Annotated in this window: 29 protein-coding genes; 18 read left to right on the plus strand and 11 right to left on the minus strand. The window is 59.7% G+C overall.

What is annotated here, in order from left to right; genetic code table 11:
• Positions 1-50: 50 nt before the first annotated feature.
• The 3 genes from ACA044_RS04425 to tldD all read left to right on the plus strand — a co-directional run bounded on the left by ACA044_RS04425 (position 51) and on the right by tldD (position 6,325).
• Positions 51-3,854: a YhdP family protein gene (locus ACA044_RS04425; RefSeq protein ID WP_497445311.1), complete on the plus strand. Its 3,804-nt coding sequence runs from the start codon at positions 51-53 to the stop codon at positions 3,852-3,854.
• A 161-nt stretch (positions 3,855-4,015) separates the two neighbouring features.
• Positions 4,016-4,870 (plus strand): carbon-nitrogen hydrolase family protein, encoded by an 855-nt coding sequence (locus tag ACA044_RS04430; RefSeq protein WP_497445312.1) that lies wholly within the window; start codon positions 4,016-4,018, stop codon positions 4,868-4,870.
• 12 nt (positions 4,871-4,882) lie between these two features.
• The gene (gene tldD / locus ACA044_RS04435; RefSeq protein WP_497445313.1) at positions 4,883-6,325 is read left to right on the plus strand and encodes a metalloprotease TldD; all 1,443 of its coding nucleotides are present in this window, start codon (positions 4,883-4,885) and stop codon (positions 6,323-6,325) included.
• A gap of 60 nt (positions 6,326-6,385) precedes the next feature.
• Here tldD and yjgA read toward each other — a convergent pair whose 3' ends face one another.
• The gene (yjgA, locus tag ACA044_RS04440; RefSeq protein WP_497445314.1) at positions 6,386-6,910 is read right to left on the minus strand and encodes a ribosome biogenesis factor YjgA; all 525 of its coding nucleotides are present in this window, start codon (positions 6,908-6,910) and stop codon (positions 6,386-6,388) included.
• Positions 6,911-7,018: 108 nt separating this feature from the next.
• On the opposite strand from yjgA, the gene pmbA reads away from it, so the two are divergent.
• The 6 genes from pmbA to ACA044_RS04470 all read left to right on the plus strand — a co-directional run bounded on the left by pmbA (position 7,019) and on the right by ACA044_RS04470 (position 12,376).
• Entirely contained in the window at positions 7,019-8,365 is a 1,347-nt protein-coding gene (gene pmbA, locus ACA044_RS04445) for a metalloprotease PmbA (protein ID WP_497445315.1), read from the plus strand.
• Between the two features lie 245 nt (positions 8,366-8,610).
• Positions 8,611-9,006 (plus strand): FagA protein, encoded by a 396-nt coding sequence (locus tag ACA044_RS04450; protein ID WP_497445316.1) that lies wholly within the window; start codon positions 8,611-8,613, stop codon positions 9,004-9,006.
• A complete protein-coding gene (locus ACA044_RS04455; RefSeq protein WP_497445317.1) occupies positions 8,999-10,375 on the plus strand; it encodes a class II fumarate hydratase in 1,377 nt (458 codons plus the stop codon). The genes ACA044_RS04450 and ACA044_RS04455 overlap by 8 nt, the downstream gene beginning before the upstream one ends.
• Before the next feature lie 27 nt (positions 10,376-10,402).
• Complete coding sequence (locus tag ACA044_RS04460; protein WP_497445318.1) at positions 10,403-10,840, plus strand: DUF2753 family protein; 438 nt, start codon at positions 10,403-10,405, stop codon at positions 10,838-10,840.
• Between the two features lie 2 nt (positions 10,841-10,842).
• Entirely contained in the window at positions 10,843-11,454 is a 612-nt protein-coding gene (locus tag ACA044_RS04465; protein WP_497445319.1) for a superoxide dismutase, read from the plus strand.
• 28 nt (positions 11,455-11,482) lie between these two features.
• Positions 11,483-12,376 (plus strand): ZIP family metal transporter, encoded by an 894-nt coding sequence (locus ACA044_RS04470; protein ID WP_497445320.1) that lies wholly within the window; start codon positions 11,483-11,485, stop codon positions 12,374-12,376.
• A gap of 6 nt (positions 12,377-12,382) precedes the next feature.
• On the opposite strand, the gene ACA044_RS04475 is transcribed toward ACA044_RS04470, so the two are convergent.
• The 10 genes from ACA044_RS04475 to ACA044_RS04520 form a co-directional block, all read right to left on the minus strand.
• Positions 12,383-12,658 (minus strand): HPr family phosphocarrier protein, encoded by a 276-nt coding sequence (locus tag ACA044_RS04475; RefSeq protein WP_497445321.1) that lies wholly within the window; start codon positions 12,656-12,658, stop codon positions 12,383-12,385.
• A gap of 15 nt (positions 12,659-12,673) precedes the next feature.
• Positions 12,674-13,531, minus strand: a complete 858-nt coding sequence (gene rapZ / locus ACA044_RS04480) for an RNase adapter RapZ (RefSeq protein ID WP_497445322.1) — start codon at positions 13,529-13,531, stop codon at positions 12,674-12,676.
• A 2-nt stretch (positions 13,532-13,533) separates the two neighbouring features.
• Positions 13,534-13,998 carry a PTS IIA-like nitrogen regulatory protein PtsN gene (gene ptsN / locus ACA044_RS04485; protein WP_347803529.1) on the minus strand — a complete coding sequence of 155 codons (465 nt, stop codon included), beginning with the start codon at positions 13,996-13,998 and terminating at the stop codon, positions 13,534-13,536.
• 12 nt (positions 13,999-14,010) lie between these two features.
• Positions 14,011-14,319: a ribosome hibernation-promoting factor, HPF/YfiA family gene (hpf, locus tag ACA044_RS04490; protein WP_007941242.1), complete on the minus strand. Its 309-nt coding sequence runs from the start codon at positions 14,317-14,319 to the stop codon at positions 14,011-14,013.
• 73 nt (positions 14,320-14,392) lie between these two features.
• Positions 14,393-15,886: an RNA polymerase factor sigma-54 gene (locus tag ACA044_RS04495; protein ID WP_497445323.1), complete on the minus strand. Its 1,494-nt coding sequence runs from the start codon at positions 15,884-15,886 to the stop codon at positions 14,393-14,395.
• 183 nt (positions 15,887-16,069) lie between these two features.
• A complete protein-coding gene (gene lptB, locus ACA044_RS04500; protein WP_007901537.1) occupies positions 16,070-16,795 on the minus strand; it encodes an LPS export ABC transporter ATP-binding protein in 726 nt (241 codons plus the stop codon).
• Positions 16,795-17,343, minus strand: a complete 549-nt coding sequence (lptA, locus tag ACA044_RS04505; RefSeq protein ID WP_497445324.1) for a lipopolysaccharide transport periplasmic protein LptA — start codon at positions 17,341-17,343, stop codon at positions 16,795-16,797. The genes lptB and lptA overlap by 1 nt, the downstream gene beginning before the upstream one ends.
• A complete protein-coding gene (gene lptC / locus ACA044_RS04510; RefSeq protein ID WP_497445325.1) occupies positions 17,330-17,902 on the minus strand; it encodes an LPS export ABC transporter periplasmic protein LptC in 573 nt (190 codons plus the stop codon). Before lptC ends, lptA begins: the two co-directional genes overlap by 14 nt.
• A 7-nt stretch (positions 17,903-17,909) precedes the next feature.
• On the minus strand, positions 17,910-18,434 hold the full coding sequence (locus ACA044_RS04515; RefSeq protein ID WP_497445326.1) for a KdsC family phosphatase: 525 nt from the start codon (positions 18,432-18,434) through the stop codon (positions 17,910-17,912).
• Positions 18,434-19,408: a KpsF/GutQ family sugar-phosphate isomerase gene (locus ACA044_RS04520; RefSeq protein WP_497445327.1), complete on the minus strand. Its 975-nt coding sequence runs from the start codon at positions 19,406-19,408 to the stop codon at positions 18,434-18,436. Before ACA044_RS04520 ends, ACA044_RS04515 begins: the two co-directional genes overlap by 1 nt.
• 276 nt (positions 19,409-19,684) lie before the next feature.
• Between ACA044_RS04520 and ACA044_RS04525 the strand changes: the two genes are divergently transcribed.
• The 9 genes from ACA044_RS04525 (at position 19,685) to hisD (ending at position 26,581) form a co-directional block, all read left to right on the plus strand.
• The gene (locus tag ACA044_RS04525) at positions 19,685-20,494 is read left to right on the plus strand and encodes an ATP-binding cassette domain-containing protein (protein ID WP_497445328.1); all 810 of its coding nucleotides are present in this window, start codon (positions 19,685-19,687) and stop codon (positions 20,492-20,494) included.
• Positions 20,494-21,291 (plus strand): lipid asymmetry maintenance ABC transporter permease subunit MlaE, encoded by a 798-nt coding sequence (gene mlaE, locus ACA044_RS04530; protein ID WP_497445329.1) that lies wholly within the window; start codon positions 20,494-20,496, stop codon positions 21,289-21,291. Before ACA044_RS04525 ends, mlaE begins: the two co-directional genes overlap by 1 nt.
• Positions 21,291-21,758 carry an outer membrane lipid asymmetry maintenance protein MlaD gene (gene mlaD / locus ACA044_RS04535; protein ID WP_497445330.1) on the plus strand — a complete coding sequence of 156 codons (468 nt, stop codon included), beginning with the start codon at positions 21,291-21,293 and terminating at the stop codon, positions 21,756-21,758. The genes mlaE and mlaD overlap by 1 nt, the downstream gene beginning before the upstream one ends.
• An 11-nt stretch (positions 21,759-21,769) precedes the next feature.
• Positions 21,770-22,423 (plus strand): MlaC/ttg2D family ABC transporter substrate-binding protein, encoded by a 654-nt coding sequence (locus tag ACA044_RS04540; RefSeq protein ID WP_497445331.1) that lies wholly within the window; start codon positions 21,770-21,772, stop codon positions 22,421-22,423.
• Positions 22,420-22,725 (plus strand): STAS domain-containing protein, encoded by a 306-nt coding sequence (locus ACA044_RS04545; protein WP_201061924.1) that lies wholly within the window; start codon positions 22,420-22,422, stop codon positions 22,723-22,725. The genes ACA044_RS04540 and ACA044_RS04545 overlap by 4 nt, the downstream gene beginning before the upstream one ends.
• 114 nt (positions 22,726-22,839) lie before the next feature.
• Positions 22,840-23,079, plus strand: a complete 240-nt coding sequence (locus ACA044_RS04550; RefSeq protein ID WP_046052891.1) for a BolA family protein — start codon at positions 22,840-22,842, stop codon at positions 23,077-23,079.
• Between the two features lie 22 nt (positions 23,080-23,101).
• Positions 23,102-24,367, plus strand: coding sequence for a UDP-N-acetylglucosamine 1-carboxyvinyltransferase (gene murA, locus ACA044_RS04555; RefSeq protein ID WP_007901567.1), 1,266 nt, complete (start codon positions 23,102-23,104; stop codon positions 24,365-24,367).
• Positions 24,368-24,494: 127 nt separating this feature from the next.
• The gene (gene hisG / locus ACA044_RS04560; protein WP_095144983.1) at positions 24,495-25,130 is read left to right on the plus strand and encodes an ATP phosphoribosyltransferase; all 636 of its coding nucleotides are present in this window, start codon (positions 24,495-24,497) and stop codon (positions 25,128-25,130) included.
• A gap of 125 nt (positions 25,131-25,255) precedes the next feature.
• Positions 25,256-26,581, plus strand: coding sequence for a histidinol dehydrogenase (gene hisD, locus ACA044_RS04565; RefSeq protein ID WP_497445332.1), 1,326 nt, complete (start codon positions 25,256-25,258; stop codon positions 26,579-26,581).

Here is a 26,581-nt window from a genome sequence, read left to right on the forward strand (position 1 = left end):
ACGGCTGGCCTCAGCTTTTTGCAGTATTTTTGCCATGGGAGCCAACTGACATGGACCGTCTGACACGCATTCTGGCCGCACTGACCCGCTGGGGTCTGGGCCTGTGTGCGTTGGTTTTAGTGCTGATGGCGTTGTTCGTCAGCCTCGGCCGGGAGCTGACGCCGCTGGTGGCCGAGTACCATGCCGACGTCGAAACCAAAGCCAGCGATGCCTTGGGCATGCCCCTGCAGATCGGCAAGCTGGAAGGCAACTGGAGCGGCCTTGCCCCGGTTCTGCTGGCCCATGACGTGATGGTCGGCGAGGGTTCCAATGCCTTGCGCCTGGATCAGGTGCGCGCGGTGCCGGATCTCTGGGCCAGCCTGCTGGCTCGCGAAGTGCGTATTGCACATCTGGAACTCAGTGGCCTGAAGATCAGCCTCAAGGAAGGCGAGGACGGTCATTGGGCGCTGGAAGGTTTGCCGGTGCAGCAGGATCAGTCATTCGACCCGGAGCAGTTGCTCAATCGCATGCAAAAGGTTCAGCAATTGTCGGTGCTCGACAGCCAGGTGACCTTGCAGCCTCTGGAACAGCAACCTCTGACCCTGACTTACGTCGGCCTGAGTCTGAAGACCGGGGTGTCGCGTCAACGGCTCGATGCCCGTCTGACCCTGCCCGATGGTCAGCCAGTTGCGATGAGTTTGCGTACCCGCTTGCGCGCGGGCCAATGGAAGGATGGGGAGGCGGAGGCTTACCTGAGCCTGCCGCAAAGCGATTGGTCGAAATGGTTGCCCGAGCGCCTGACCCAGCAATGGAATTTCTCCGAGATCAAGGCCGGTGGCGAGCTCTGGGCGAGCTGGGGCAAGGGTACCCTGCAAAGCGCCGCGATCCGTTTGAACGCGCCGCAACTCAAGGGCGCCTACGCCGAGCGCAAGCCGATCCAGATCAACAATCTGGCGCTTAACGGGTATTTTCAGCGCAGTTCCACAGGTGTTCAGGTGACCCTGGATTCTCTGGCCATGAACCTGGGCGACACCCGTTGGGAATCGAAACTGCAGTTTCAACAAACGGCGGCGACCGACTCGACGCCAGAGCTCCAGCATTTGCAAGCCGACCGTCTCGACCTCACGCCGCTCACCCCGTTGCTGAACGCCTTGGGGCCGCTTCCGGAAGGTCTCGCCACGACGGTTGAGCGGCTCAAGGTCACCGGGGTTTTGCGCAATGTGCTGATCGACTTCCGCCCCGAGGCGACCGATGACAGCAAATTCAGCTTTGCCGCCAATCTGGAACAGGTTGGCTTCGACGCTTATCACGGTGCGCCGGCGGCGCGAAATGTCAGCGGCAGCATCAGCGGCGACCTCGGGCAGGGCGAGCTACGCATGGACAGCAAGGATTTCTCCCTGCACCTGGACCCGATTTTCGCCAAGCCATGGCAGTACATTCAGGCCAACGCCCGGCTGACCTGGAAACTCGACAAAGAAGGTTTCACCCTGATCGCGCCGTACCTGAAGGTGCTGGGCGAGGAGGGCAAGATTGCCGGCGACTTCCTGATTCGCCTGCATTTCGATCACGCCCAGGAAGACTACATGGACCTGCGGGTCGGCCTGGTCGACGGCGACGGTCGCTACACCGCCAAATACCTGCCGCAAATGTTGAGCCCGGCGCTGGACGAATGGCTGCGTACGGCGATTCTCAAAGGCGCGGTGGACGAAGGCTTCTTCCAGTACCAGGGTTCGCTGAACCACGGGGCCGCCGAAACGGCTAGCAGCATCAGTCTGTTTTTCAAGGTTCACGATGCCGAGCTGGCATTTCAGCCGGGTTGGCCGCATGTCAGCAAGGTCAGCGGCGATGTATTCGTTGAAGACAGCGGCGTGAGGATCCTTGCGAGCAAGGGCCAATTACTCGACACCCAGATCAGCGACATTTACGTCAATATTCCCCATGTGCCAACCGGGCAGAGCAATCATCTGTTCCTCGACGGCGCGTTCGCTGGCGGGTTGGGCGATGGCCTGAAGATTCTGCAGGAAGCGCCGATCGGCACCGCCGACACGTTCGCCGGTTGGGAAGGCGAGGGCGATCTGCAAGGCAAGCTCAAGCTCGATATCCCGCTGGTCAAAGGCGAACAGCCGAAAATCCTCGTCGACTTCAAGACCGCCAAGGCCCGTTTGAAGCTCAGCGAGCCTACTTTGGAACTGACGCAACTCAAGGGCGATTTCCGTTTCGACAGCACCAGGGGGCTGAGCGGGCAAAAGATCACAGCGCGAGCATTCGACAAGCCAGTGACCGCACAGATCTTCGCCGAAGGCAGTGCGGGCAAGCTCAATACTCGGGTCGCCGCTGCGGGTGAGGTTGAGGTCAAGAAACTCACCGAATGGCTGAACGTCACTCAGCCGTTGCCGGTGACGGGCAGGATCCCTTATCAGTTGCAGTTGAACCTTGATGGCGTCGACAGCCAATTGATGGTCAGCTCCAGCCTCAAAGGCGTGGCGGTGGATTTGCCGGCGCCGTTCGGCATGGCGGCCGATGTCGGGCGCGATACCGTGTTCCGCATGACCCTGCAAGGCCCGGAGCGACGTTACTGGGTCAATTACGGTGAGCTGGCGAACTTCACGTTTGCGGCACCGACCGGCAATTTCACCGATGGTCGCGGCGAGTTGTTTCTCGGTGGTGGCGATGCCGTGTTGCCCGGTACCAAAGGCTTGCGCGTACGCGGTGTACTGTCCGAGCTGGATGTCGCCCCCTGGCAGGATCTGGTGAGCAAGTATGCCGGTCAGGACCCGGGTGGCAGTGCCAAACAGTTGCTCAGTAGCGCGGATTTGAAGGTCGGCAAGCTCAGCGGCTTCGGCACTACCCTCGACCAGGCGTCGGTGCAGTTGGCGCGTAAACCGGCTTCGTGGGCCTTGCAACTCGACAGTCAGCAGGCCAAGGGCAGCATCGGCCTCCCCGATGCGAAAGGCGCACCGATTGCGGTCAATTTGCAATACGTGCGTTTGCCGGCGCCAGACCCGACCGTGCTGGCTGACGAGAATTCTCCTGATCCGCTGGTCACCGTGGACCCGACGAAGATCCCGGCGCTGGATATCACCATCAATCAGCTATTACAGGGCCAGGATCTGGTGGGTGCCTGGCAACTGAAAGTCCGGCCGACCGCCAAGGGTATTGCCTTTAATACTCTTGATCTGGGCCTCAAGGGCATTCTCTTGCAGGGCAGCGGCGGTTGGGAAGGCACGCCGGGTAACTCCAGCAGTTGGTACAAAGGCCGGGTCAGTGGCAAGAACCTCGCCGATGTGCTCAAGGGCTGGGGCTTTGCACCGAGCGTTACCAGCGAAGAGTTTCACATGGATGTCGACGGTCGCTGGCCCGGATCACCGGCGTGGCTCGCCACCAAACGCTTCTCTGGCAGCCTTGATGCTTCGTTGAATAAAGGTCAGTTCGTTGAAGTCGAGGGCAGCGCCCAGGCGCTGCGCGTATTCGGCCTGCTCAATTTCAACTCCATCGGTCGCCGCTTGCGCCTGGACTTTTCCGATCTGTTTGGCAAAGGCTTGAGCTATGACCGGGTCAAAGGTCTGCTGGTCGCGAGTAACGGGGTCTACGTGACCCGTGAACCGATCTTGCTGACGGGGCCGTCGAGCAATCTGGAACTCAATGGCACGCTGGACCTGGTGGCTGATCAGGTCGATGCCAAGCTGTTGGTGACTTTGCCGGTGACCAACAATCTGCCGATTGCCGCGCTGATCGTGGGTGCACCGGCCATCGGCGGGGCGCTGTTCCTGATCGATAAGCTGATCGGTGACCGCGTGGCGCGTTTCGCCAGCGTCAAATACACCGTCAAAGGCCCGTGGAAAGAACCGAAAATCACCTTCGACAAGCCTTTTTGAATTCTTTTGAAAAAGCACTCTTTGGGCCTATGGAGTAGCATGGCCAAAGGTTTTTTGTAGCGGCCACATTCCGTGTAGCAGCCGAACGCAGGCTTCGCCAGCTGCTACAAGGGAGCGTCGTTGACCTGCGGCAGTGTGAAATCACAAGAAAGGAATAGGCCATGTCTGTAGCGGTGATTCAAATGGTCAGCCAGAGCGACGTGCTGGCCAACCTGACCCAGGCCCGTCGTCTGCTTGAGCAGGCGGCGAGCGGTGGCGCGCGACTTGCCGTGCTGCCGGAAAACTTCGCTGCCATGGGCCGTCGCGACATTGCCGACATCGGCCGCGCCGAAGCCTTGGGCGAAGGCCCGATCCTGCCGTGGTTGAAACAGACCGCTCGCGACCTCAAGTTATGGATAGTGGCCGGCACGTTACCGTTGCCGCCGGTGGATCAACCGATGGCCAAATCGCATGCGTGCTCGTTGCTGGTCGATGACCAGGGCGAGACCGTGGCGCGTTACGACAAGTTGCACCTGTTCGACGTGGACGTGGCGGACAATCGCGGGCGTTATCGCGAATCCGATGACTATGCTTATGGCAGTGGTGTGGTGGTTGCCGATACGCCCGTCGGTCGAGTCGGCCTGACCGTCTGTTACGACTTGCGATTTCCGGAGCTGTACAGCGAACTGCGTGCTGCCGGCGCGCAATTGATTACCGCACCGTCGGCTTTTACCGCGGTGACTGGCGCGGCGCATTGGGACGTGCTGATTCGCGCCCGGGCCATCGAGACTCAGTGTTACGTGCTCGCGGCCGCCCAGGGTGGGACGCATCCAGGGCCACGAGAAACTTTTGGTCATGCCGCCATCGTTGACCCCTGGGGGCGTGTGCTGGCACAACAGGATCAGGGCGAGGCCGTGCTGCTGGCCGAACGCGACAGCAGCGAACAGGCGTCCATCAGGGCGCGGATGCCGGTGTCCACTCACCGGCGCTTTTTCTCGCAGGGCGTCCAGCGACCTGCATCAGAACGACGAATTTAAGGTGTAAAGCATATGAGCGAGTTGTTGTCCTCCGTCAGTGAACACCTCCTGGCGCCCGGCGGCGTAACGATCGAGAGCCTGCAAGGTGTGCTCGGCGATCTGGCCGGCCCGGGCATCGATGCCGCCGACCTGTATTTCCAGGGGCAGATTTCCGAGTCCTGGGCGCTGGAAGACGGAATCGTCAAGGAAGGCAGCTTCAACCTCGACCAAGGGGTCGGCGTGCGTGCGCAATCGGGTGAAAAAACCGGTTTCGCCTACAGCAATGCGATCACCCTCGAAGCGCTGGGCGCGGCAGCTGGTGCGGCCCGCTCGATCTCCCGGGCCGGGCAGAACGGCACCGTGCAGGCGTTCACCACCCAGGATGTTGCCCAGTTGTATGGGCCGGACAACCCGCTGGAAGTGATGAGCCGTGCCGAGAAAGTCGAACTGCTCAAGCGTATCGACGTGGCGACCCGCGCCCTCGACCCGCGTATCCAGCAAGTCACCGTGAGCATGGCCGGGGTTTGGGAGCGGATTTTGATCGCTTCCACTGACGGCAGCCTGGCGGCGGATGTGCGACCGCTGGTGCGTTTCAACGTCAGCGTGATCGTCGAGCAGAACGGTCGCCGTGAACGCGGCGGTCATGGCGGTGGCGGTCGTACCGATTACCGCTATTTCCTCAGCGACGACCGCGCCATGGGCTATGCCCGTGAAGCGTTGCGTCAGGCGCTGGTGAATCTGGAAGCCATCCCGGCTCCGGCCGGTACGTTGCCGGTGGTGTTGGGGTCGGGTTGGTCCGGCGTGTTGCTGCACGAAGCCGTCGGCCATGGTCTGGAAGGCGATTTCAACCGCAAGGGCAGTTCGGCCTACAGCGGACGCATGGGCGAGATGGTTGCATCGAAGCTCTGCACGATCGTCGATGACGGCACCCTCGCCGGGCGCCGTGGTTCGCTGAGCGTCGACGACGAAGGCACGCCGACCGAGTGCACCACGCTGATCGAAAACGGCGTGCTCAAAGGTTATATGCAGGACAAGCTCAACGCGCGTCTGATGGGCGTGGCCCGCACCGGCAACGGCCGTCGCGAATCCTACGCGCACCTGCCGATGCCGCGCATGACCAACACCTACATGCTTGGTGGCGAAAGCGACCCGGCGGAAATCATCGCCTCGGTGAAAAAAGGCATTTACTGCGCCAACCTCGGCGGTGGCCAGGTGGACATCACCAGCGGCAAGTTCGTGTTCTCCACCAGCGAGGCGTACCTGATCGAAGACGGCAAGATTACCGCCCCGGTGAAAGGCGCGACGTTGATCGGCAACGGCCCGGAAGCCATGAGCAAGGTGTCGATGGTCGGTAACGATCTGGCGCTGGACAGCGGTGTAGGAACGTGTGGCAAGGATGGGCAGTCGGTGCCGGTGGGTGTCGGCCAGCCAACGCTGAAAATCGATGCGATCACTGTGGGTGGTACAGGATCGTAAAGGGCTCTTGAAAAAGTGAAGCTTCGGGTGAACCGCTTGGCGGCTCACCCGAGAAGGGACTTAACGCAGACCGCGTTGAGTCTCGTCCAGCTCACGGATGTACTTGAAGATTTTACGGCTCGAAGCCGGTGGCTTGTTGGTCGCCAGTTCGTGCTGGGCCTGACGGATCAGGGAGCGCAATTGTTGACGATCGGCCTCCGGGTAATCGACGACGAATTTCTCCAGGACGCCGTCGTCGCCCGCGATCAAGCGATCGCGCCAGCGTTCCAGGCCGTGGAAACGTTCGTTGTACTGCCGGGTGGAGGCATCGAGTTGATCGAGCAGAGTGAGAATGGCGTCAGTGTCCTGATCGCGCATCAGTTTGCCGATGAACATAAGGTGCCGTTTACGCGCGATATTCGCGGTGTGCTTGGAGGCATCGCCCAGAGCCCGGCGCAAAGCGTCGGTCAACGGCAGTTTTGCCAGCAAGTCAGGCTTGAGCGTTGTAAGGCGCTCGCCGAGGTCAACCAGAGCATGCAGCTCGCGTTTAACCTGGGATTTGCTTTTTTCTCCCGTATCGAGGGAGTCGTCGTAAGAATCAACCATGGTGGCCGTCCGCAAAGAAACGCCGCCATGATAACCAGTCGGGGGCCGCTTGTCCGGCCCGGTCGCTCGAAGGCCCCAGCCGAAAGCAGAATTTGAGTGGAGAACAGCATGAGTGCAGTTGAAAGCGTCGGCCCACAAGCGTTGCCGGCACTGCAAGAACAAGTCGAGCAGATCATCGCTGAAGCCAAGCGTCAGGGTGCCAGTGCCTGTGAAGTGGCGGTGTCGCTGGAGCAGGGCCTGTCGACCACGGTGCGTCAGCGGGAAGTCGAAACCGTTGAGTTCAATCGCGACCAGGGTTTTGGCATCACCTTGTATGTGGGGCAGCGCAAAGGCTCGGCCAGCACTTCGGCCAGTGGTTCAGAGGCGATCCGCGAAACCGTCGCCGCCGCGCTGGCCATTGCCAAACACACATCTGAAGACGAAGCCGCGGGCCTGGCGGATGCCGCGCTGATGGCCAAGGATCTGCAGGATTTCGATCTGTTCCACCAATGGGACATCACTCCGGAGCGAGCCATCGAGCAGGCCCTGGCTTGTGAAGCAGCGGCGTTTGCCACCGACAGCCGGATCAAGAACGCCGACGGTACCACCCTCAGTACTCACCAGGGCTGCCGGGTTTATGGCAACAGCCACGGTTTTATCGGCGGATATGCGTCGACCCGTCACAGCCTCAGCTGCGTGATGATCGCCGAAGCCGATGGCCAGATGCAGCGCGATTACTGGTACGACGTGAACCGTCAGGGCAATTTGCTGGCCTCTGCGCAGAGTATCGGCCAGCGTGCTGCGCAACGGGCTGCGAGTCGTTTGGGCGCGCGTCCGGTGCCAACCTGCGAAGTGCCAGTGCTGTTTTCCGCGGAACTGGCCGGTGGCTTGTTCGGCAGTTTCCTGTCGGCGATCTCCGGCGGCAATCTGTACCGCAAATCGTCGTTCCTCGAAGGCACGCTGGGGCAGAAGCTGTTCCCGGAATGGCTGACTATCGACGAACGTCCGCACTTGATGCGCGCCCTGGGCAGTTCGGCCTTCGACGGCGATGGCCTGGCGACCTACGCCAAGCCATTCGTGGAGAAGGGCGAACTGGTGTCTTACATACTCGGTACCTACTCCGGCCGCAAGCTTGGCATGCCGAGCACCGCCAACGCCGGCGGTGTGCACAACCTGTTCGTCACCCATGGCGATGAAGATCAGGCAGCCTTGCTGCGCCGCATGGGCCGTGGCCTGCTGGTCACCGAACTGATGGGCCAGGGCCTGAACATGGTCACTGGCGATTATTCCCGTGGTGCGGCGGGTTTCTGGGTCGAGAACGGCGAAATACAGTTCGCGGTCCAGGAAGTGACCATCGCCGGCAACATGCGCGACATGTTCAAGCAGATCGTGGCGGTCGGTAATGATCTGGAGCTGCGTAGCAACATTCGCACCGGTTCGGTGTTGATCGAGCGGATGACGGTGGCGGGTAGCTAACCTTCGATCGCTGCACAAAAAGGCGCGCCACCCAATGGGGTGGCGCGCCTTTTTTATGAGTTGGAAAAGATCCCTGTGGGATCGGGCTTGCTCGCGAAGAGGCCATCACATTCGACATCCGCGTCGGCTGGTACACCGCTTTCGCGAGCAAGCCCGCTCCCACAATGAACGCCTTGGATTGTCGTGCTTGTTTTGGTTCTGATTATCATCCAATAATAAATCTCATTACCGAATGAGCCCGGATCATGAGTTCTGCCTTGCACGAGCAGCCTTACCTCGAAAGCTGGCGCTGGATGAGTCGCCAGATCCGTTGTGCCATGGACCCAGACGAGCCGCGCCTGATCGAACATTACCTGGCCGAAGGCCGGTATCTGGCCTGTTGCACGGCGACCTCTCCCTGGACCATCGCCGAAACCTCCTTACGTTTATTGCTCGACACTGCTGCCGACGTCGCGTTGCCCTGGCACTGGCGCAGCCTGTGTCTCGACCAGGCCTGGCGACCGCTGCGCGATCTCGAACGGCAATCACTCTGTAAATGCCGCCTCAAGCGCTGGCAGAGCTACGCCTGGCAACTGGCGACCTGCGAGTTGCAACCCTCCATCCCTCTCATAGAACTGGTGCAAGGATCTCCTGATGAATAACACTCGTATCGAACGCGACAGCATGGGCGAGTTACAGGTCCCGATTGATGCTTTGTATGGCGCACAGACCCAACGCGCTGTGGATAACTTCCCGATCAGTGGCAAACAGATGCCCGTGCAGTTCATCCGGGCGCTGATCCTGGCCAAGGCTGCCGCTGCCCGAGCCAACGTCGAGCTCAAGCAGATCAGCGAATCCCAGGGCAAAGCCATCGTCGACGCAGCTCAAGGCCTGCTCGAGGGCGACTTCATGCAGCACTTCCCGGTCGATATCTTCCAGACCGGCTCCGGCACCAGCTCCAACATGAACGCCAACGAAGTGATAGCCACCCTGGCCAGCCGCTTGCTGGGTGAGCCGGTGAACCCCAACGATCACGTCAATTGCGGCCAGAGCAGCAACGACATCATTCCGACCACCATCCATGTTAGCGCTGCGTTGGCCTTGCATGAGCAATTGTTGCCGGCGCTGGTGCATCTGGTGCAGGTGATCGAGCACAAGGCCGAGCAGGTGCATACATTCGTCAAAACCGGGCGTACCCATTTGATGGACGCCATGCCGGTGCGCATGAGCCAGGTGCTCAACGGTTGGGCGCAACAGCTCAAGGCCAATATCGGTCACTTGCAGGATCTGCTGCCGAGCCTGCAATCCCTGGCTCAGGGCGGTACGGCGGTGGGCACCGGGATCAATGCCCATCCGGAGTTTGCGGCGCGTTTCAGCCAGCAACTCAGCCAACTGACTCAGGTGCAGTTCACGCCGGGCAAGGACCTGTTTGCACTGATCGGCTCGCAGGACACGGCGGTCTGCGTTTCCGGGCAGCTCAAGGCCACAGCGGTTTCGTTGATGAAAATCGCCAACGACCTGCGCTGGATGAATTCCGGCCCGCTGGCCGGTCTCGGTGAAATCGAACTCGAAGCCTTGCAGCCGGGCTCATCGATCATGCCGGGCAAGGTCAACCCGGTGATCCCGGAAGCCACTGCGATGGTCGCCGCTCAGGTGATCGGTAACGACACGGTGATCACCGTTGCCGGTCAGTCGGGTAATTTCGAGCTGAACGTCATGCTGCCGATCATCGCCCAGAACCTGCTGAGCAGCATCGAGTTGCTGGCCAACGCCAGCCGTCTACTGGGCGACAAAGCCATCGCCAGCTTCAAAGTCAACGAGGACCGGCTCAAGGAAGCACTGTCGCGCAATCCGATTCTGGTCACTGCACTCAACCCGATCATCGGTTACCAAAAAGCCGCTGAAATCGCCAAGAAGGCGTATCAGCAGGGCCGTCCGGTGATTGATGTCGCCCTGGAACACACCGACCTGTCACGCAGCCAACTGGAAGAGTTGCTCAACCCAGAAAAGCTCACCGCAGGCGGTGTGTAATCCCCGCTACCGCTTTGGAGGCTCACCATGGAGCACTGGAAACGCACGATCGAAAGAGCAAATCGCTGTTTCATGCTAGGCGAGCTGGTCGATGCCCGCGAGGCCTATTTGCAGGCATTGGCCCTGGCCCAGGTGTTGTTCGAGCGCTGGGCGGATGCCGACGAAGCGGTGGCGGCCTGCGTGATCTCCCATCACAACCTGGCGGACCTGCACTTGCGTCTGAACCAGCCGGAGGAGAGCGCCGAGTATTTGTGCGCGATCCATCAACGGCTGTTGCAGACCATGCAGGACCCGCGACTGTCGCCGGCCCTGCGTGAAGCCGCGTTGCGCCAGAGCAGCAAAACCTATGTCGAACTGCTGAACTTTATTAGCGAACACGGCGAGTATCCGCGCACCCACCGATTGCTGCACACCGAGACGTCGCCCGGGCATCAGCCTGCGCCCTTACAACATGGAGCTCATTGAAAATGGCTTTTACCTTACCTGCCTTGCCGTACGCCTACGATGCCCTGGAACCGCACATTGATGCGCAGACCATGGAAATCCACTACACCAAACACCACCAGACCTACATCAACAACCTCAACGCAGCAGTCGAAGGCACCGAATTTTCTGAATGGCCTGTGGAAAAACTGGTGGCGGCGGTCCAGCAATTGCCGGAAAAACTCCGTGCGGCGGTGATTAATCAGGGCGGTGGGCATGCCAACCATTCACTGTTCTGGGAAGTCATGGCGCCCAACGGCGGTGGCCGGCCTGAAGGTGCGCTGGCCAAGGCGATCGAGGAACAACTGGGTGGTCTCGACAGCTTCAAGGAGGCTTTCACCAAAGCTGCGTTGACCCGTTTCGGCAGCGGTTGGGCCTGGTTGAGCGTGACACCGCAAAAGACTTTGATCGTTGAAAGCAGTGGCAACCAGGACAGCCCATTGATGAGCGGCAATACGCCGATCCTCGGGCTGGACGTCTGGGAGCACGCTTATTACCTGCGCTATCAGAACCGCCGTCCGGAATACATCAATGCATTCTACAACGTGATCAATTGGCCCGAAGTCGCTGCACGCTATCAGGCTGCACTGGTTTAAGTCTCTATAAAACAATCCAGGGCTGACTATGGGCACTGAAACACTGGCGATCGGAAGTGGACGGATGTTTCGTTACGCACTGGGATCGCTGTTGCTGCTGGCGGGCATGACATTACTGGTTGCCCAGGGGCTGAGCTGGCTGGACCTTGAACCGAAACTGCTGCGCGCCCTGCAAGGCGGGGCGATCTGCGCCTTGGGCACAGCCCTGGGCGCTGTGCCGGTGCTGGTGATTCGGCGGATGCCTCAGGCGGTCAGCGACACCCTGCTCGGTTTCGGGGCCGGGGTGATGCTCGCGGCGACGGCATTTTCGCTGATCGTGCCGGGCATTACCGCGGCCGAAAACCTCGGGCTGACGCCTTGGGTGGCCAGCGGTCTGATCAGCTTTGGCATCATGCTGGGCGCATTCGGGCTGTTTCTGGTGGATCGCAAGGTGTCTGGCGCTACGGCTGAAATGCTTGTGGGGACGCTGGAGCGACCGGTGATTCCACCGCGGATCTGGTTGTTTGTGTTTGCCATCATTGCCCACAACATCCCCGAAGGCATGGCGGTCGGCGTCTCGGCCGGTGGTGGCATGCCTGACGCCGACAGCCTGGCCATGGGCATCGCTTTGCAGGATGTGCCGGAAGGGCTGGTGATTGCGTTGGTGTTGGCCGGAGCGGGGATGTCGCGGGTCAAGGCGTTCCTGATCGGTGCTGCGTCAGGATTGGTCGAGCCGGTCTTCGCATTGTTGTGCGCCTGGCTGGTGAGCCTGGCCGAACTGCTGTTGCCGTTGGGTCTGGCACTGGCGGCCGGTGCGATGCTGCTGGTGGTGACCCACGAAGTGATTCCCGAGTCGCGACGCCATGGTCACGACAAACTGGCTAGCCTTGGGCTGCTGATCGGGTTTTGCCTGATGATGGTGATGGATACCGCGCTCGCCTAGAGCGCGTTACCCGCCTTCGCCGAAGTAGTCATTGATCAAATCCACCAATGCCTGCAGCGCCTCATCGGCCCTTTCTCCTTCGGTGCTCAGGTGAATTATGGTGCCCTTGCCCGCCGCGAGCATCATCATTGCCATGATGCTCTTACCGTCGACAGTCGATTCCGGCGTGCGTCCTACTCTGATCGTGCAATCCTTGAACTCACCGGCGACGCCAACGAATTTTGCTGAAGCGCGGGCATGCAGGCCCAGCTTGTTGATGATTTCGATTTCCAGAGCAGGCATCGCGATGTGAATCCTTTAGCTGAGGTCGCGGTGGCGAACCTGGACGTTCTTCAGGGATTGTTGCAGGACCTGACCCAGACGTTCGGTCAGGTAGACAGAGCGGTGATGCCCGCCGGTGCAGCCGATGGCAATGGTGACATAGGCGCGGTTGCTGGCGGCAAAGCGGGGCAGCCACTTGAGCAGGTAGGAGGAAATGTCCTGGAACATCTCCTCGACGTCCGGCTGTGCCGCCAGGTACTCGGCCACCGGTTGATCGAGCCCGGACTGTGCTCGTAGCTCTGGCTTCCAGTAAGGGTTGGGCAGGCAGCGCACATCGAACACCAGATCGGCATCCACCGGCATGCCACGCTTGAACCCGAAAGATTCCACCAGGAACGCAGTGCCCGGTTCCGGCTGATTCAGCAGGCGCAGCTTGATGGTATCGCGCAGCTGATACAGGTTCAGATTGGTGGTGTTGACCTTGAGGTCGGCCAGATCGGCAATAGGCCCCAGCAGATTGGTTTCGTCCTGTATTGCCTCCGCCAGTGAGCGATTGGCGCTGCTCAGCGGGTGACGACGGCGGGTTTCCGAAAAGCGTTTGAGCAGGGTTTCTTCATCGGCGTCCAGGTACAGCACATCACACTGGATATGCCGGCTGCGGACTTCTTCCAGCAGTTCGGGAAACCGTGACAGGTGGCTCGGCAGGTTGCGCGCATCGATGGACACGGCCACCAGCGGTTGTGCCAGTTCGGTGTGAATCAGCGCGCGTTCAGCCAATTCCGGCAGCAAGCCGGCAGGCAGGTTGTCGATGCAGTAGTAGCCGTTGTCCTCGAGAACATCGAGGGCGGTGCTTTTACCTGAGCCGGAGCGGCCACTGACGATGATCAGGCGCATGATTAGTGACCGTTTTGCTCGTCCAGGACAACCTGATACAAGGCTTCGTTGCTCGGGGCGCTGCGCAGTTTTTCACGCACTTCCTTGCGATCAAGCATGCTGGCGATCTGGCGCAGCAGTTCCAGGTGCGCATCGGTGGCGGCTTCCGGGACCAGCAGTACAAACAGCAGGTCAACCGGGGCACCGTCGATGGCGTCGAAATCGATGGGCGCATCCAGGTGCATCAGGGCGCTGATGGGCGAGGTGCAGCCCTTCAGGCGACAGTGGGGGATTGCAATACCGTTGCCAAAACCGGTCGAACCGAGTTTTTCACGGGCAATCAGAGCCTCGAAGACATCTTGCATCTCCAGATCCGGCACTTCCCGGGCGATCAGGTTGGCAATTTGCTCGAGGGCTTTCTTTTTACTGCCGCCCGGCACGTTCACGAGAGAACGGCCGGGGGTCAGGATGCTTTCAAGTCGGATCATGGGTTGGGAGTGTTAACGACCGGTCGCGCCCTGGAGGAGGCTTTGGGTCTTTTCCTTATGCTTTTTGAGTTGTTTATCCAGCTTGTCGGTCAGTGCGTCGATCGCCGCGTACATATCGGTATGCTCCGCGTTTGCGACTACTTCATTGCCGGGAATATGCAGCGTGGCTTCGATTTTCTGCTTGAGCTTTTCGACCGTCATCGTGACCTGCACGTTGGTGATCTTGTCGAAATGCCTCTCTAATCGTTCGAGTTTTTCGCCGATGTAGGTGCGAAGAGGTTCGGTCACTTCCAGTTGGTGTCCACTGATGTTGACTTGCATACAGCTTCTCCTTCGTTGCCAGTGCATAAAGCGGCAGGCAGAAATACCTGCCACTGGAACGCTGTGGCGTGGCTTACATCAACCGCTTGCGTTCGCTCGAAGGCGCGATCCCGAGGGATTCGCGGTACTTGGCGACGGTGCGGCGAGCCACCTGAATGCCTTGTGCCTCCAGTAAACCAGCGATCTTGCTGTCACTCAACGGCTTTTTCTGATTTTCCGCGGCAACCAGTTTTTTGATGATCGCGCGAATCGCCGTGGACGAGCATTCACCGCCTTCGGAGGTACTTACGTGGCTGGAGAAAAAATATTTCAGTTCATAAATTCCCCGTGGGGTATGCATGAATTTTTGTGTGGTCACCCGTGAAATCGTCGATTCGTGCATGCCCACCGCTTCGGCGATGTCATGCAGCACCAACGGCTTCATGGCTTCGTCGCCATATTCAAGAAAGCCGCGCTGATGCTCGACGATCTGGGTGGCCACTTTCATCAGGGTTTCGTTGCGGCTTTGCAGGCTCTTGATGAACCAGCGAGCCTCTTGTAACTGATTGCGCATGAAGGTGTTATCCGCGCTGGTATCGGCGCGGCGCACGAAACCGGCGTATTGGGCATTGACCCGCAGGCGCGGCACCGACTCCTGATTCAGCTCCACCAGCCAGCGCTCGTTGTCCTTGCGCACGATCACATCGGGAACCACGTATTCGGCTTCGGTGGACTCGATCTGCGAGCCCGGGCGCGGGTTGAGGCTCTGGACCAGTTCGATGACCTGGCGCAGTTCATCTTCCTTGAGCTTCATGCGGCGCATCAGCTGGCTGTAGTCGCGGCTGCCGAGCAGGTCGATGTAATCGGTGACCAGACGTTTGGCCTCGGCTAGCCAAGGGGTCTTGGCGGGCAGTTGGCGCAGTTGCAGCAGCAGGCATTCGCCCAGGTTGCGGGCGCCGATGCCGGCAGGTTCGAATTGCTGGATGCGGTGCAGGACGGCTTCGATTTCGTCCAGCTCGATGTCCAGTTCCGGATCGAAGGCCTCGAGGATTTCCTCGAGGGTTTCGTCCAGATAGCCCTGATTGTTGATGCAGTCGATCAGGGTTACGGCGATCAGGCGATCAGTGTCGGACATTGGTGCCAGGTTCAGTTGCCAGAGCAAGTGACTTTGCAGGCTTTCACCGGCCGACGTACGGGTGGTGAAATCCCATTCGTCGTCATCGTTGCTCGGCAGGCTGCTGGCGCTGGTCTGGTAGACGTCTTCCCAGGCCGTGTCGACGGGCAGTTCGTTGGGAATGCGCTCGTTCCAGTCGCCTTCCTCGAGGTTATCCACCGTCGGGGCGGTTTCCTGGTAGGAGGGTTCCTGAACGTCGGCGTTGGGTTGCTGTTCGGTTTTGTCGGCCAAGGGGTCGGCGTTATCGAAGTCGTCGCCTTCTTCCTGGCGTTCGAGCATCGGATTGGACTCCAGGGCCTCCTGGATTTCCTGTTGCAGGTCCAGGGTCGACAATTGGAGCAGGCGGATGGCCTGTTGCAGCTGCGGTGTCATCGTCAGCTGCTGGCCCATTCTCAAGACTAGCGATGGTTTCATGGCAGGGGCTTAACACCTTATTCGCCGGCGCACATGCGCCATCCACTACAGGGCGCCGAAGCGCCAAACATAAGCAAATTATATGCCTGAAACTGAAGTGTTTGCCTAGAGCGCTGTAACAATAAAAATCTATTGATTTTTTATTGAAACGAGCGCTTGGGCGACTGGCCAGCACCTCAGCGCTTACAGGCGGAACTCATGGCCCAGATACACTTCCTTGACCAGTTCGTTGGCCAGGATGGTGGCGGAGTCACCTTCGGCGATCAGCTGGCCATCGTTGACGATGTAGGCGGTTTCGCAGATATCCAGGGTTTCACGGACGTTGTGGTCAGTGATCAGCACGCCAATGCCTTTGGCCTTGAGGTGATGGATGATCTGCTTGATGTCGCCGACCGAAATCGGGTCCACGCCGGCGAAGGGTTCGTCGAGGAGGATGAATTTCGGGTTGGTGGCCAGTGCCCGGGCGATTTCCACGCGGCGACGCTCACCACCGGACAGGCTCATGCCGAGGTTGTCGCGGATGTGGTGGATGTGAAATTCCTGCAGCAGGCTTTCCAGCTCTTTGCGGCGACCGGCCTTGTCGAGTTCCTTGCGGGTTTCGAGGATGGCCATGATGTTGTCGGCCACCGAAAGCTTACGGAAGATCGACGCTTCTTGAGGAAGATAGCCGATACCCGCCTTTGCACGACCGTGCATCGGTTGGTGGCTGACATCCAGGTCGTCGATCAGCACGCGGCCCTGATCGGCCTGCACCAGGCCGACGATCATGTAGAAGCAGGTGGTCTTGCCGGCGCCGTTGGGGCCAAGCAGACCGACGATCTGACCGCTGTCGATTGACAGGCTGACGTCACGCACGACCTGGCGGCTCTTGTAGCTCTTGGCCAGATGCTGAGCTTTCAGAGTTGCCATTACTGGGCCTTTTGCTCGTCGGTTTTCTTCTTCGGCTGGATCACCATGTCGATGCGAGGACGCGCCTCGGTGACCTTGTTACCCGTGGCGCGACCGGCGCTCGCGAGTTTTTTGACCGTGTCGTAGACGATTTTCTCTCCTTGGGTGACGTTGTTGTCCTTATCGATGACCTTGGCGCGATCGATCAGCACGACGCGGTTTTGCGAGGCGTGGTACTGGATAGTCATCCCGTAACCCTGAACCGGCTTCGTGTCGCCTGCAGTTTGCAGTTGCTCGAAGTAGGCGAGGTTGCCCACCGAAGTCACCACGTCGATGTCGCCGGCCGGGGTGCGGGTGATGGTCACGGTGTTGCCGGTGACCTTCATCGAGCCCTGGGTGATGATCACGTCGCCTTTATAGGTGGCAACGCCATTCTTGTCGTCCAGTTGGGCATCGTCGGCCTGAATGCGGATAGGCTGCTCTTGATCGTTCGGCAGAGCCCAGGCGCTCACGCTTCCCAGTGCTGCGCCCAGACTGAGCAAAATAGGGAGAGTTTTAACGAGCCTCATACTGTCCTCTTACGTTCGATAGCAGGTGTATCCTGCTTTCTTTCAAGTACGCTTTCATTCCGTTGCCTGTCGATACACCGCCAGCGCCGTCGATTCTAACGGGTTGATCGGTCTGCGCATATTGCTGCTGCGGGAACACTGTCATACGGGTGGTGGTAATCAGGGTTTTGCGGTTTTTTTCGTCGAAGCGCGTGATACGTACCGAGTCAATCAGCTCGACCTGGGTGCCGTCCGGGTTAACTTCGCCGCGCTCGCTCTGGACGTGCCAGGGGAACTCCGTGCCGCGAAACATGTTCAGGTCAGGATTGGTCAGCAACGTCACTTCGGTTGCTTTCAGGTGTTCGACCTTGTCGGACGTCATTTCGTACTGCAATTTGCCGTCCGGCAAGTACTGCACGCTGTGGGCGTTGATGGCGTAATAGTCGATCGCCGCTTCATCGACCTGCACCGCCTGCTTGTCGAGGAAGCGTTCCGGGCTGATGTTCCAGTAGCCGACCGCGGCGAACAGCGCTGCGATGCAACCGAATATCAGAATGTTGCGAATCTTTTTGCTCAGCATGATGGGCTCACAGGTACGCGGCGTTGGCCGCATCGAGATGGCCTTGGGCGCGCAGGATCAATTCGCAGAATTCGCGAGCGGCACCCTCGCCACCACGGGCCTGGGTGACGCCATGGGCATGTTCGCGCACGAAGCTGGCAGCGTTGGCCACTGCCATGCCCAGGCCCACACGGCGAATCACCGGCAGGTCTGGCAGGTCGTCGCCGAGGTAGGCCACTTGTTCATAGCTTAGGTTGAGTTGGGCAAGAAGCCCGTCGAGCACCACCAGTTTGTCTTCGCGACCCTGGAACAGGTGTGGAATGCCGAGGTTCTTCGCTCGCCGCTCGACCACCGGCGTCTTGCGGCCGCTGATGATAGCGGTCTGCACGCCGGCGGCCATCAACATCTTGATACCCTGGCCGTCGAGGGTGTTGAAGGTCTTGAACTCGCTACCGTCTTCGAGGAAGTAGAGGCGCCCGTCAGTCAGCACGCCGTCGACGTCGAATACCGCCAGTTTGATCTGTTTGCCGCGTTGCAGCAGGTCCGTGCTCATTACATTACTCCCGCACGCAGCAAGTCGTGCATGTTCAAGGCGCCGACCGGGCGGTCTTCGCTGTCGACCACTACCAGTGCGTTGATTTTGTGGTCTTCCATGATTTTCAGCGCCTCGGCGGCGAGCATCTCGGCGCGGGCGGTCTTGCCGTGGGCAGTCATCACTTCGTCAATGGTCGTACTGTGGATATCAATGGTGCGGTCCAGGGTGCGGCGCAGATCGCCATCAGTGAAGATCCCGGCGAGCTTTCCATCGGTGTTCAGTACGACGGTCATGCCTAGCCCCTTACGGGTCATTTCCATCAAGGCATCCTTGAGCAGGGTACCGCACACCACTTGCGGTAGCTCGGCGCCGGCATGCATGACGTTTTCCACTTTCAGTAACAAACGACGGCCAAGGGCGCCACCCGGGTGGGAAAAAGCGAAATCTTCAGCGGTAAAACCACGAGCTTCAAGCAAGGCAACGGCGAGGGCGTCACCCATGACCAGCGCCGCGGTGGTCGATGAAGTAGGTGCCAGATTCAACGGACAGGCTTCGTGTTCGACGCTTACATTGAGATTGACTTCCGCTGCCTTGGCCAGTGGCGACCCGGGGTTACCGGTCAGGCTGATCATTTGAATGCCCAGGCGCTTGATCAGCGGCAGCAAGGTGACGATTTCGTTGGTGGACCCGGAGTTCGACAGTGCCAGAATGATGTCATCACGGGTGATCATGCCCATGTCGCCGTGACTGGCCTCGGCCGGGTGCACGAAAAAGGCTGTGGTACCGGTACTGGCCAGGGTGGCGGCAATCTTGTTGCCGATGTGCCCCGATTTGCCCATGCCGACCACGACCACGCGGCCTTTGCTGGCCAGAATCATCTCGCAAGCGCGTACGAAATCTGCGTCGATATGGGGTAGCAAGCCTTGTACGGCTTCCAGTTCGAGGCGGATGGTACGTTGTGCTGATTGAATCAGGTCGCTGGATTGGTTCATGTCGGAAATCGTATAGCCTGATGAAAAGGCGGCGATTATAGCGGTAATGATCGAAACCCTCACGCAAGTTCGTCGCGGTTTGTCATTCCTTGTTACCGAATCCCTCTAAATAGATGATTTCAGGCCGTCATCTTGCTGACCGTGCCCGGCTTGGGCCTTGGGCGCTTGGCCTTTGCAGTGATATAGTTCGCCGCCAGTTCGGCCTGCCCGGGGAGGTATGTGCTTTCGCCAGAAAGCCAGGCGTCCGAGTGAGAGGCTGCATCGCAAGGAGTTTAGATGAGTGCCGATAACGCCTACGCGGTCGAGCTGAAGGGACTGACCTTCAAGCGCGGTTCGCGCAGCATTTTCAATAACGTCGATATCCGCATCCCACGCGGCAAGGTCACCGGCATCATGGGGCCTTCCGGGTGTGGCAAGACCACGCTGTTGCGGCTGATGGGTGCACAATTGCGCCCCACCAGCGGCGAAGTCTGGGTCAACGGCCAGAACCTGCCAACGTTGTCGCGCAGCGATCTGTTCGATGCGCGCAAGCACATGGGCGTGCTGTTTCAGAGCGGCGCACTGTTTACCGATCTCGATGTGTTCGAGAACGTCGCCTTTCCGTTGCGCGTTCATACCGGGCTGCCGGAAGAAATGATTCGTGACATTGTCCTGCTCAAGTTGCAGGCCGTGGGTTTGCGTGGCGCCATCGACCTGATGCCCGACGAATTGTCCGGCGGCATGAAACGTCGCGTCGCGCTGGCCCGGGCGATTGCTCTCGATCCGGGAATCCTCATGTATGACGAGCCCTTTGTCGGCCAGGACCCGATCGCCATGGGCGTGCTGGTGCGCCTGATCCGCCTGCTCAACGATGCGCTGGGCATCACCAGCATCGTGGTCTCCCACGATCTGGCCGAGACCGCGAGCATCGCCGATTACCTCATTGTGGTGGGCGACGGACAAGTGTTGGGGCAGGGCACGCCAAAGGAATTGATGAAATCCGACGAACCACGTATTCGTCAATTCATGACAGGCGAACCCGACGGCCCGGTCGCATACCACTTTCCAGCGACGGATTACCGCGCAGATCTTCTGGGGAAGCGCTGATGCGCAAGATTTCACTGATAGAAAGAGTGCGCCGGTTTGGCTATGCCGGCATCGATGTGCTTGCGGTGTTCGGGCGTTCGGCGCTGTTCCTGTTTCATGCCTTGCTCGGTCGCGGCGGCATCGGCGGCGGTTTTGGCTTGCTGGTCAAACAACTGCATTCGGTGGGCGTGATGTCCCTGGTGATCATTGTGGTCTCCGGGATGTTCATCGGCATGGTGCTGGCGCTGCAGGGCTTCAATATTCTGTCCAGCTACGGTTCGGAGCAGGCCGTCGGGCAGATGGTTGCGCTGACGCTGCTGCGCGAGTTGGGTCCGGTGGTCACGGCCCTGCTGTTCGCCGGGCGCGCGGGTTCCGCGCTGACCGCCGAAATCGGCAACATGAAGTCCACTGAGCAGTTGTCCAGTCTGGAAATGATCGGGGTCGACCCGCTCAAGTACATCATTGCCCCGCGCCTGTGGGCCGGTTTCATTTCCCTGCCGGTGCTGGCGATGATTTTCAGCGTGGTGGGGATCTGGGGCGGTTCGTGGGTGGCCGTCGACTGGCTGGGGGTCTATGAAGGCTCCTATTGGTCGAACATGCAAAACAGCGTGACCTTTGTCGATGATGTGCTCAACGGCATTATCAAAAGCATCGCTTTTGCTTTCGTCGTGACCTGGATCGCCGTATTCCAAGGCTATGACTGCGAGCCCACTTCCGAGGGGATCAGTCGTGCCACTACCAAGACCGTGGTGTACGCCTCTTTGGCGGTACTCGGCCTGGACTTTATTCTGACCGCCTTGATGTTTGGAGATTTCTGATGCAAAACCGCACCCTGGAAATCGGTGTCGGCCTTTTCTTGCTGGCTGGCATCCTGGCTTTGCTGTTGCTTGCGTTGCGGGTCAGTGGTCTGTCCCCGAGCTCAACCACCGAAACTTATAAACTTTATGCGTATTTCGACAATATCGCCGGTTTGACGGTCAGAGCTAAAGTGACCATGGCCGGTGTGACCATCGGCAAGGTCACGGCGATCGATCTGGACCGCGACAGCTTCACCGGTCGGGTGACCATGCAACTGGAAAAGCGCGTAGATAACCTGCCGACTGACTCCACGGCATCTATCCTGACCGCTGGTCTGTTGGGTGAGAAATACATCGGTATCAGCGTGGGCGGGGAAGAAACCCTGCTCAAGGAGGGTGGAACCATCCACGACACGCAGTCGTCGCTGGTGCTCGAGGACCTGATCGGTAAATTTCTGCTCAATACCGTTAGCAAAGACGCTAAATGAGGAGCTTTTGAATGATCTCTATCTTACGACGTGGCCTGTTGGTAATACTCACGGCCTTGCCGTTGATGGCTAACGCCGTGGCGGGGCCTTCCGCGCACGATCTGGTACAGGACACCACCACCCGGTTGCTGGCGGATCTTGCCGCCAACAAAGAAAAGTACAAACAGGATCCGCAAGACTTTTATGGGGCGCTGAACAGCATCGTTGGCCCCGTCGTGGATGCCGAGGGTATTTCCAAGAGCATCATGACGGTCAAGTACTCGCGCAAAGCCACGCCCGAGCAGATGCAGAAGTTTGTCGAAAACTTCAAAAAAGGCCTGTTCCAGTTCTATGGCAATGCATTGCTTGAGTACGACAACCAGGGCATCGTCGTCGATCCTGCCAAGGATGAGTCGGGAGACCGTACCAGCGTTGGCATGACGGTCAAAGGCAGCAATGGCGCGATCTATCCTGTGTCTTACACACTCGAAAAGATCAATGGCGAGTGGAAGCTGCGCAATGTGATCATCAATGGCATCAATATCGGCAAGCTGTTCCGCGATCAGTTCGCTGATGCGATGCAGCGCAATGGCAACGACCTGGACAAGACCATCAACGGTTGGGCCGGAGAAGTCGCCAAAGCCAAGGAAACCACCGAAAAATCTACCGAGAACCAAACCCAATGAGTGAATCGGCCATTCGCATGAGCGAATCCGGCGAACTGCTGCTCAGTGGCGTGCTGGATTACCGGACAGGCCCGAACCTGCGCAAGCAGGGGCAGGCGCTGATCAAGTCCAGTAACGCGGCTGCGCTGGTGGTTGATTGCTCCTCGGTGGAGAAGTCCAGCAGCGTCGGCTTGTCGCTGCTGCTGTGCTTCATGCGCGATGCCCAGGCGGCCGGCAAGGCCCTGAGCATTCGTGCGATACCCGAAGATATGCGTGAAATCGCTCAGGTCAGCGAATTGACCGAGCTGTTGGCGCATCCCTGAACCGCATCTATAAAGAAGCCCCCCGTCAGAGTCCTGCTTCGCGGGGTTCGCAGGCGCGGGGCTTTTTTGTATGATGTCCGACCCGCGCGCACAGGGCGCCGATTGAGGTTGAGCATGCAGGCTGTAGAAGTGAAGAGCTTCCTTGAAGGAAAGCTGCCAGGAACTCAGGTAGAAGTTGAGGGCGAAGGCTGCAACTTTCAGCTGAACGTGATTAGCGATGAACTGGCGGCGTTGAGCCCGGTGAAGCGTCAGCAGCAGATCTATGCCCATTTGAACCCATGGATCACCGATGGCAGCATCCATGCGGTCACTATGAAATTTTTCAGCAGCGCGGCCTGGGCCGAGCGCACCTGAGCCCAAGGGCGTCGAGATTCTTATGGATAAATTGATTATTACCGGCGGCGTTCGTCTTGATGGCGAAATCCGCATCTCCGGGGCAAAGAACTCTGCCCTGCCGATCCTGGCTGCAACCCTGCTGTGCGATGGCCCGGTTACCGTTGCCAACCTGCCGCACCTGCACGACATCACCACCATGATCGAGCTGTTCGGTCGCATGGGCATTGAGCCGGTGATCGACGAGAAGCTCAGCGTCGAAATCGACCCGCGCACCATCAAGACCCTGATCGCGCCGTACGAACTGGTGAAAACCATGCGTGCCTCGATCCTGGTGCTGGGCCCGATGGTTGCCCGTTTCGGCGAAGCCGAAGTCGCACTGCCTGGCGGTTGCGCCATCGGTTCGCGTCCGGTCGACCTGCACATCCGTGGCCTCGAAGCCATGGGCGCGGTCATCGACGTAGAAGGTGGCTACATCAAGGCCAAGGCCCCTGAGGGTGGCCTGCGCGGTGCGCACTTCTTCTTCGACACCGTCAGCGTGACCGGTACCGAGAACATCATGATGGCGGCCGCTCTGGCCAAGGGCCGCAGCGTGCTGGCAAACGCCGCTCGCGAACCTGAAGTCATCGACCTGGCGAACTTCCTAAACGCCATGGGCGCCAAGATCACTGGCGCCGGCACCGACACCATCACCATCGATGGCGTCGAGCGTCTGCACCCGACCACTTACAAGGTGATGCCTGACCGTATCGAAACCGGCACCTATCTGGTGGCGGCAGCAGTGACCGGCGGTCGCGTGAAGGTCAAGGACACCGATCCGACCATCCTTGAAGCCGTTCTGGAAAAACTCCGCGAATCGGGTGCCGAAATCACCTGCGGTGAAGACTGGATCGAGCTGAACATGCACGGCAAACGGCCGAAAGCCGTCAACGTGCGGACCGCTCCATACCCGGCGTTCCCGACCGACATGCAGGCGCAGTTCATCTCCCTCAACGCCATCGCCGAAGGCACTGGCGCTGTGATCGAGACGATCTTCGAAAACCGCTTCATGCACGTTTACGAACTGCACCGCATGGGGGCTCACATCCAGGTCGAAGGCAACACTGCCATCGTTACCGGCATCGAAAAGCTCAAGGGCGCGCCAGTGATGGCCACCGACCTGCGTGCTTCGGCCAGCCTGGTGATATCGGCGCTGATCGCCGAAGGTGATACCCTGATCGACCGCATCTACCACATCGACCGTGGTTACGAGTGCATCGAAGAGAAACTGCAGATGCTCGGCGCCAAGATCCGCCGCGTACCGGGCTAGTTTCTGCTGCATGGGCGCAAGGACGCTGCCCGTTGATTTGTTGAAGTCGAGCCGGTTTCCGGCTCGATGTGTGTCCGGCGCCGTTTGCGACCGGGCATGAGTACCTTGATAAGGACTGACGTTTCCCATGCTGACTATCGCACTGTCCAAGGGCCGCATCCTTGACGACACCCTGCCGCTTCTGGCTGAAGCGGGCATCGTGCCGACCGAGAATCCGGACAAGAGCCGCAAGCTGATCATCCCCACGACCCAGGCCGATGTGCGCTTGCTGATCGTGCGCGCCACCGATGTGCCGACCTACGTCGAGCATGGTGCCGCCGACCTCGGCGTCGCCGGTAAAGACGTGCTGATGGAATACGGCGGTCAGGGCCTGTACGAACCGCTGGACCTGCAGATCGCCCAGTGCAAGCTGATGACGGCCGGTAAGGTTGGCGCGATCGAGCCCAAGGGTCGTCTGCGCATCGCCACCAAGTTCGTCAACGTCGCCAAGCGCTACTACGCCGAACAGGGTCGTCAGGTCGATATCATCAAGCTCTACGGCTCGATGGAACTGGCGCCGCTGATCGGTCTGGCGGACAAGATCATCGACGTGGTCGACACCGGTAACACGCTGCGGGCCAACGGCCTGGAGCCACAGGATTTCATTGCCGCCATCAGCTCACGGCTGATCGTCAACAAAGCATCGATGAAAATGCAGCATGCCCGTATCCAGGCGTTGATCGACACCCTGCGCAAGGCAGTGGAGTCTCGACACCGCGGCTGATTCACCTGCGCGACGTTAAGTTGCGCCCGTCTATCCGCCTCATAGCCAGAATCTCAGGTGCCCAAGCGGAAACGACTGCTAAGTTAGGGCGCCTGAGTTCTTGCCATTCCTATGAGGCTATCGCTATGACCGTACCGACTACAATTCGCCGACTCAACGCTGCTGACCCGGATTTCGCGCATCATCTGGATCATCTGCTGAGCTGGGAAAGTGTGTCTGACGACTCGGTCAATCAGCGGGTGCTGGACATCATCAAAGCCGTGCGTGAGCGTGGCGATGCGGCGCTGGTGGAATTCACCCAGAAGTTCGACGGCCTGGAAGTCGCGTCCATGGCGGATCTGATCCTGCCTCGCGAACGCCTGGAACTCGCCCTGACCCGAATAACCGTGCCTCAGCGCGAAGCGCTGGAAAAGGCTGCGACCCGCGTGCGCAGCTACCACGAAAAACAGAAACAGGATTCCTGGAGCTACACCGAAGCCGACGGCACGGTGCTGGGCCAGAAGGTCACACCGCTGGATCGCGCCGGTCTGTATGTGCCGGGCGGCAAGGCGTCGTACCCGTCGTCGGTATTGATGAACGCGATTCCGGCCAAGGTGGCCGGCGTGACCGAAGTGGTCATGGTCGTGCCGACCCCGCGCGGCGAAATCAACGAGTTGGTGCTGGCTGCGGCCTGCATCGCTGGCGTCGACCGCGTGTTCACCATTGGCGGCGCCCAAGCGGTTGCCGCGCTGGCTTACGGCACCGAAAGCGTGCCGAAGGTCGACAAAGTGGTTGGCCCGGGCAACATCTATGTCGCCACCGCCAAGCGCCATGTATTCGGTCAGGTCGGCATCGACATGATCGCCGGCCCGTCGGAAATCCTCGTGGTGTGCGACGGCCAGACCGACCCGGACTGGATCGCCATGGACCTGTTCTCCCAGGCCGAGCACGATGAAGACGCCCAGGCGATTCTGGTCAGCCCGGACGCCGAGTTCCTCGACAAGGTCGCCGCCAGCATCGCCAAACTGCTGCCGACCATGGAACGCGCCGAGATCATCGAAACCTCGATCAATGGTCGTGGTGCGCTGATCAAGGTCCGCGACATGGAACAAGCCATCGAAGTCGCCAACCGCATCGCGCCGGAGCACCTGGAGTTGTCGGTCGCCGATCCGCAGGCCTGGCTGCCGCAGATTCGTCACGCTGGCGCGATCTTCATGGGCCGTCACACCTCTGAAGCCTTGGGCGACTACTGCGCCGGTCCGAACCACGTGTTGCCGACCTCCGGCACCGCGCGTTTCTCCTCGCCGCTGGGTGTGTACGACTTCCAGAAACGTTCGTCGATCATCTTCTGCTCCGAGCAGGGTGCCTCCGAACTGGGCAAAACCGCTTCCGTGCTGGCCCGTGGCGAGTCGCTGACCGCTCACGCCCGCAGCGCCGAATACCGCATCGTTGACGACAAGAAAGGGAACTGA

Source organism: Pseudomonas sp. LBUM1673, from assembly GCF_059695645.1.

Coding starts and splice junctions, on each gene's coding strand:
- lptA (WP_497445324.1), bottom strand. CDS start 17,343: ATGAGGCTCGTTAAAACTCTCCCTATTTTGCTCAGTCTGGGCGCAGCA.
- ACA044_RS04495 (WP_497445323.1), bottom strand. CDS start 15,886: ATGAAACCATCGCTAGTCTTGAGAATGGGCCAGCAGCTGACGATGACA.
- ACA044_RS04425 (WP_497445311.1), top strand. CDS start 51: ATGGACCGTCTGACACGCATTCTGGCCGCACTGACCCGCTGGGGTCTG.
- mlaE (WP_497445329.1), top strand. CDS start 20,494: ATGCGCAAGATTTCACTGATAGAAAGAGTGCGCCGGTTTGGCTATGCC.
- ACA044_RS04465 (WP_497445319.1), top strand. CDS start 10,843: ATGGCTTTTACCTTACCTGCCTTGCCGTACGCCTACGATGCCCTGGAA.
- ACA044_RS04460 (WP_497445318.1), top strand. CDS start 10,403: ATGGAGCACTGGAAACGCACGATCGAAAGAGCAAATCGCTGTTTCATG.
- yjgA (WP_497445314.1), bottom strand. CDS start 6,910: ATGGTTGATTCTTACGACGACTCCCTCGATACGGGAGAAAAAAGCAAA.
- ACA044_RS04515 (WP_497445326.1), bottom strand. CDS start 18,434: ATGAGCACGGACCTGCTGCAACGCGGCAAACAGATCAAACTGGCGGTA.
- ACA044_RS04455 (WP_497445317.1), top strand. CDS start 8,999: ATGAATAACACTCGTATCGAACGCGACAGCATGGGCGAGTTACAGGTC.
- ptsN (WP_347803529.1), bottom strand. CDS start 13,998: ATGATCCGACTTGAAAGCATCCTGACCCCCGGCCGTTCTCTCGTGAAC.
- hisD (WP_497445332.1), top strand. CDS start 25,256: ATGACCGTACCGACTACAATTCGCCGACTCAACGCTGCTGACCCGGAT.
- ACA044_RS04450 (WP_497445316.1), top strand. CDS start 8,611: ATGAGTTCTGCCTTGCACGAGCAGCCTTACCTCGAAAGCTGGCGCTGG.
- ACA044_RS04475 (WP_497445321.1), bottom strand. CDS start 12,658: ATGCCTGCTCTGGAAATCGAAATCATCAACAAGCTGGGCCTGCATGCC.
- hpf (WP_007941242.1), bottom strand. CDS start 14,319: ATGCAAGTCAACATCAGTGGACACCAACTGGAAGTGACCGAACCTCTT.
- ACA044_RS04430 (WP_497445312.1), top strand. CDS start 4,016: ATGTCTGTAGCGGTGATTCAAATGGTCAGCCAGAGCGACGTGCTGGCC.
- pmbA (WP_497445315.1), top strand. CDS start 7,019: ATGAGTGCAGTTGAAAGCGTCGGCCCACAAGCGTTGCCGGCACTGCAA.
- ACA044_RS04470 (WP_497445320.1), top strand. CDS start 11,483: ATGGGCACTGAAACACTGGCGATCGGAAGTGGACGGATGTTTCGTTAC.
- lptB (WP_007901537.1), bottom strand. CDS start 16,795: ATGGCAACTCTGAAAGCTCAGCATCTGGCCAAGAGCTACAAGAGCCGC.
- murA (WP_007901567.1), top strand. CDS start 23,102: ATGGATAAATTGATTATTACCGGCGGCGTTCGTCTTGATGGCGAAATC.
- ACA044_RS04550 (WP_046052891.1), top strand. CDS start 22,840: ATGCAGGCTGTAGAAGTGAAGAGCTTCCTTGAAGGAAAGCTGCCAGGA.
- tldD (WP_497445313.1), top strand. CDS start 4,883: ATGAGCGAGTTGTTGTCCTCCGTCAGTGAACACCTCCTGGCGCCCGGC.
- ACA044_RS04540 (WP_497445331.1), top strand. CDS start 21,770: ATGATCTCTATCTTACGACGTGGCCTGTTGGTAATACTCACGGCCTTG.
- ACA044_RS04545 (WP_201061924.1), top strand. CDS start 22,420: ATGAGTGAATCGGCCATTCGCATGAGCGAATCCGGCGAACTGCTGCTC.
- mlaD (WP_497445330.1), top strand. CDS start 21,291: ATGCAAAACCGCACCCTGGAAATCGGTGTCGGCCTTTTCTTGCTGGCT.
- ACA044_RS04525 (WP_497445328.1), top strand. CDS start 19,685: ATGAGTGCCGATAACGCCTACGCGGTCGAGCTGAAGGGACTGACCTTC.
- hisG (WP_095144983.1), top strand. CDS start 24,495: ATGCTGACTATCGCACTGTCCAAGGGCCGCATCCTTGACGACACCCTG.
- ACA044_RS04520 (WP_497445327.1), bottom strand. CDS start 19,408: ATGAACCAATCCAGCGACCTGATTCAATCAGCACAACGTACCATCCGC.
- lptC (WP_497445325.1), bottom strand. CDS start 17,902: ATGCTGAGCAAAAAGATTCGCAACATTCTGATATTCGGTTGCATCGCA.
- rapZ (WP_497445322.1), bottom strand. CDS start 13,531: ATGCGCCTGATCATCGTCAGTGGCCGCTCCGGCTCAGGTAAAAGCACC.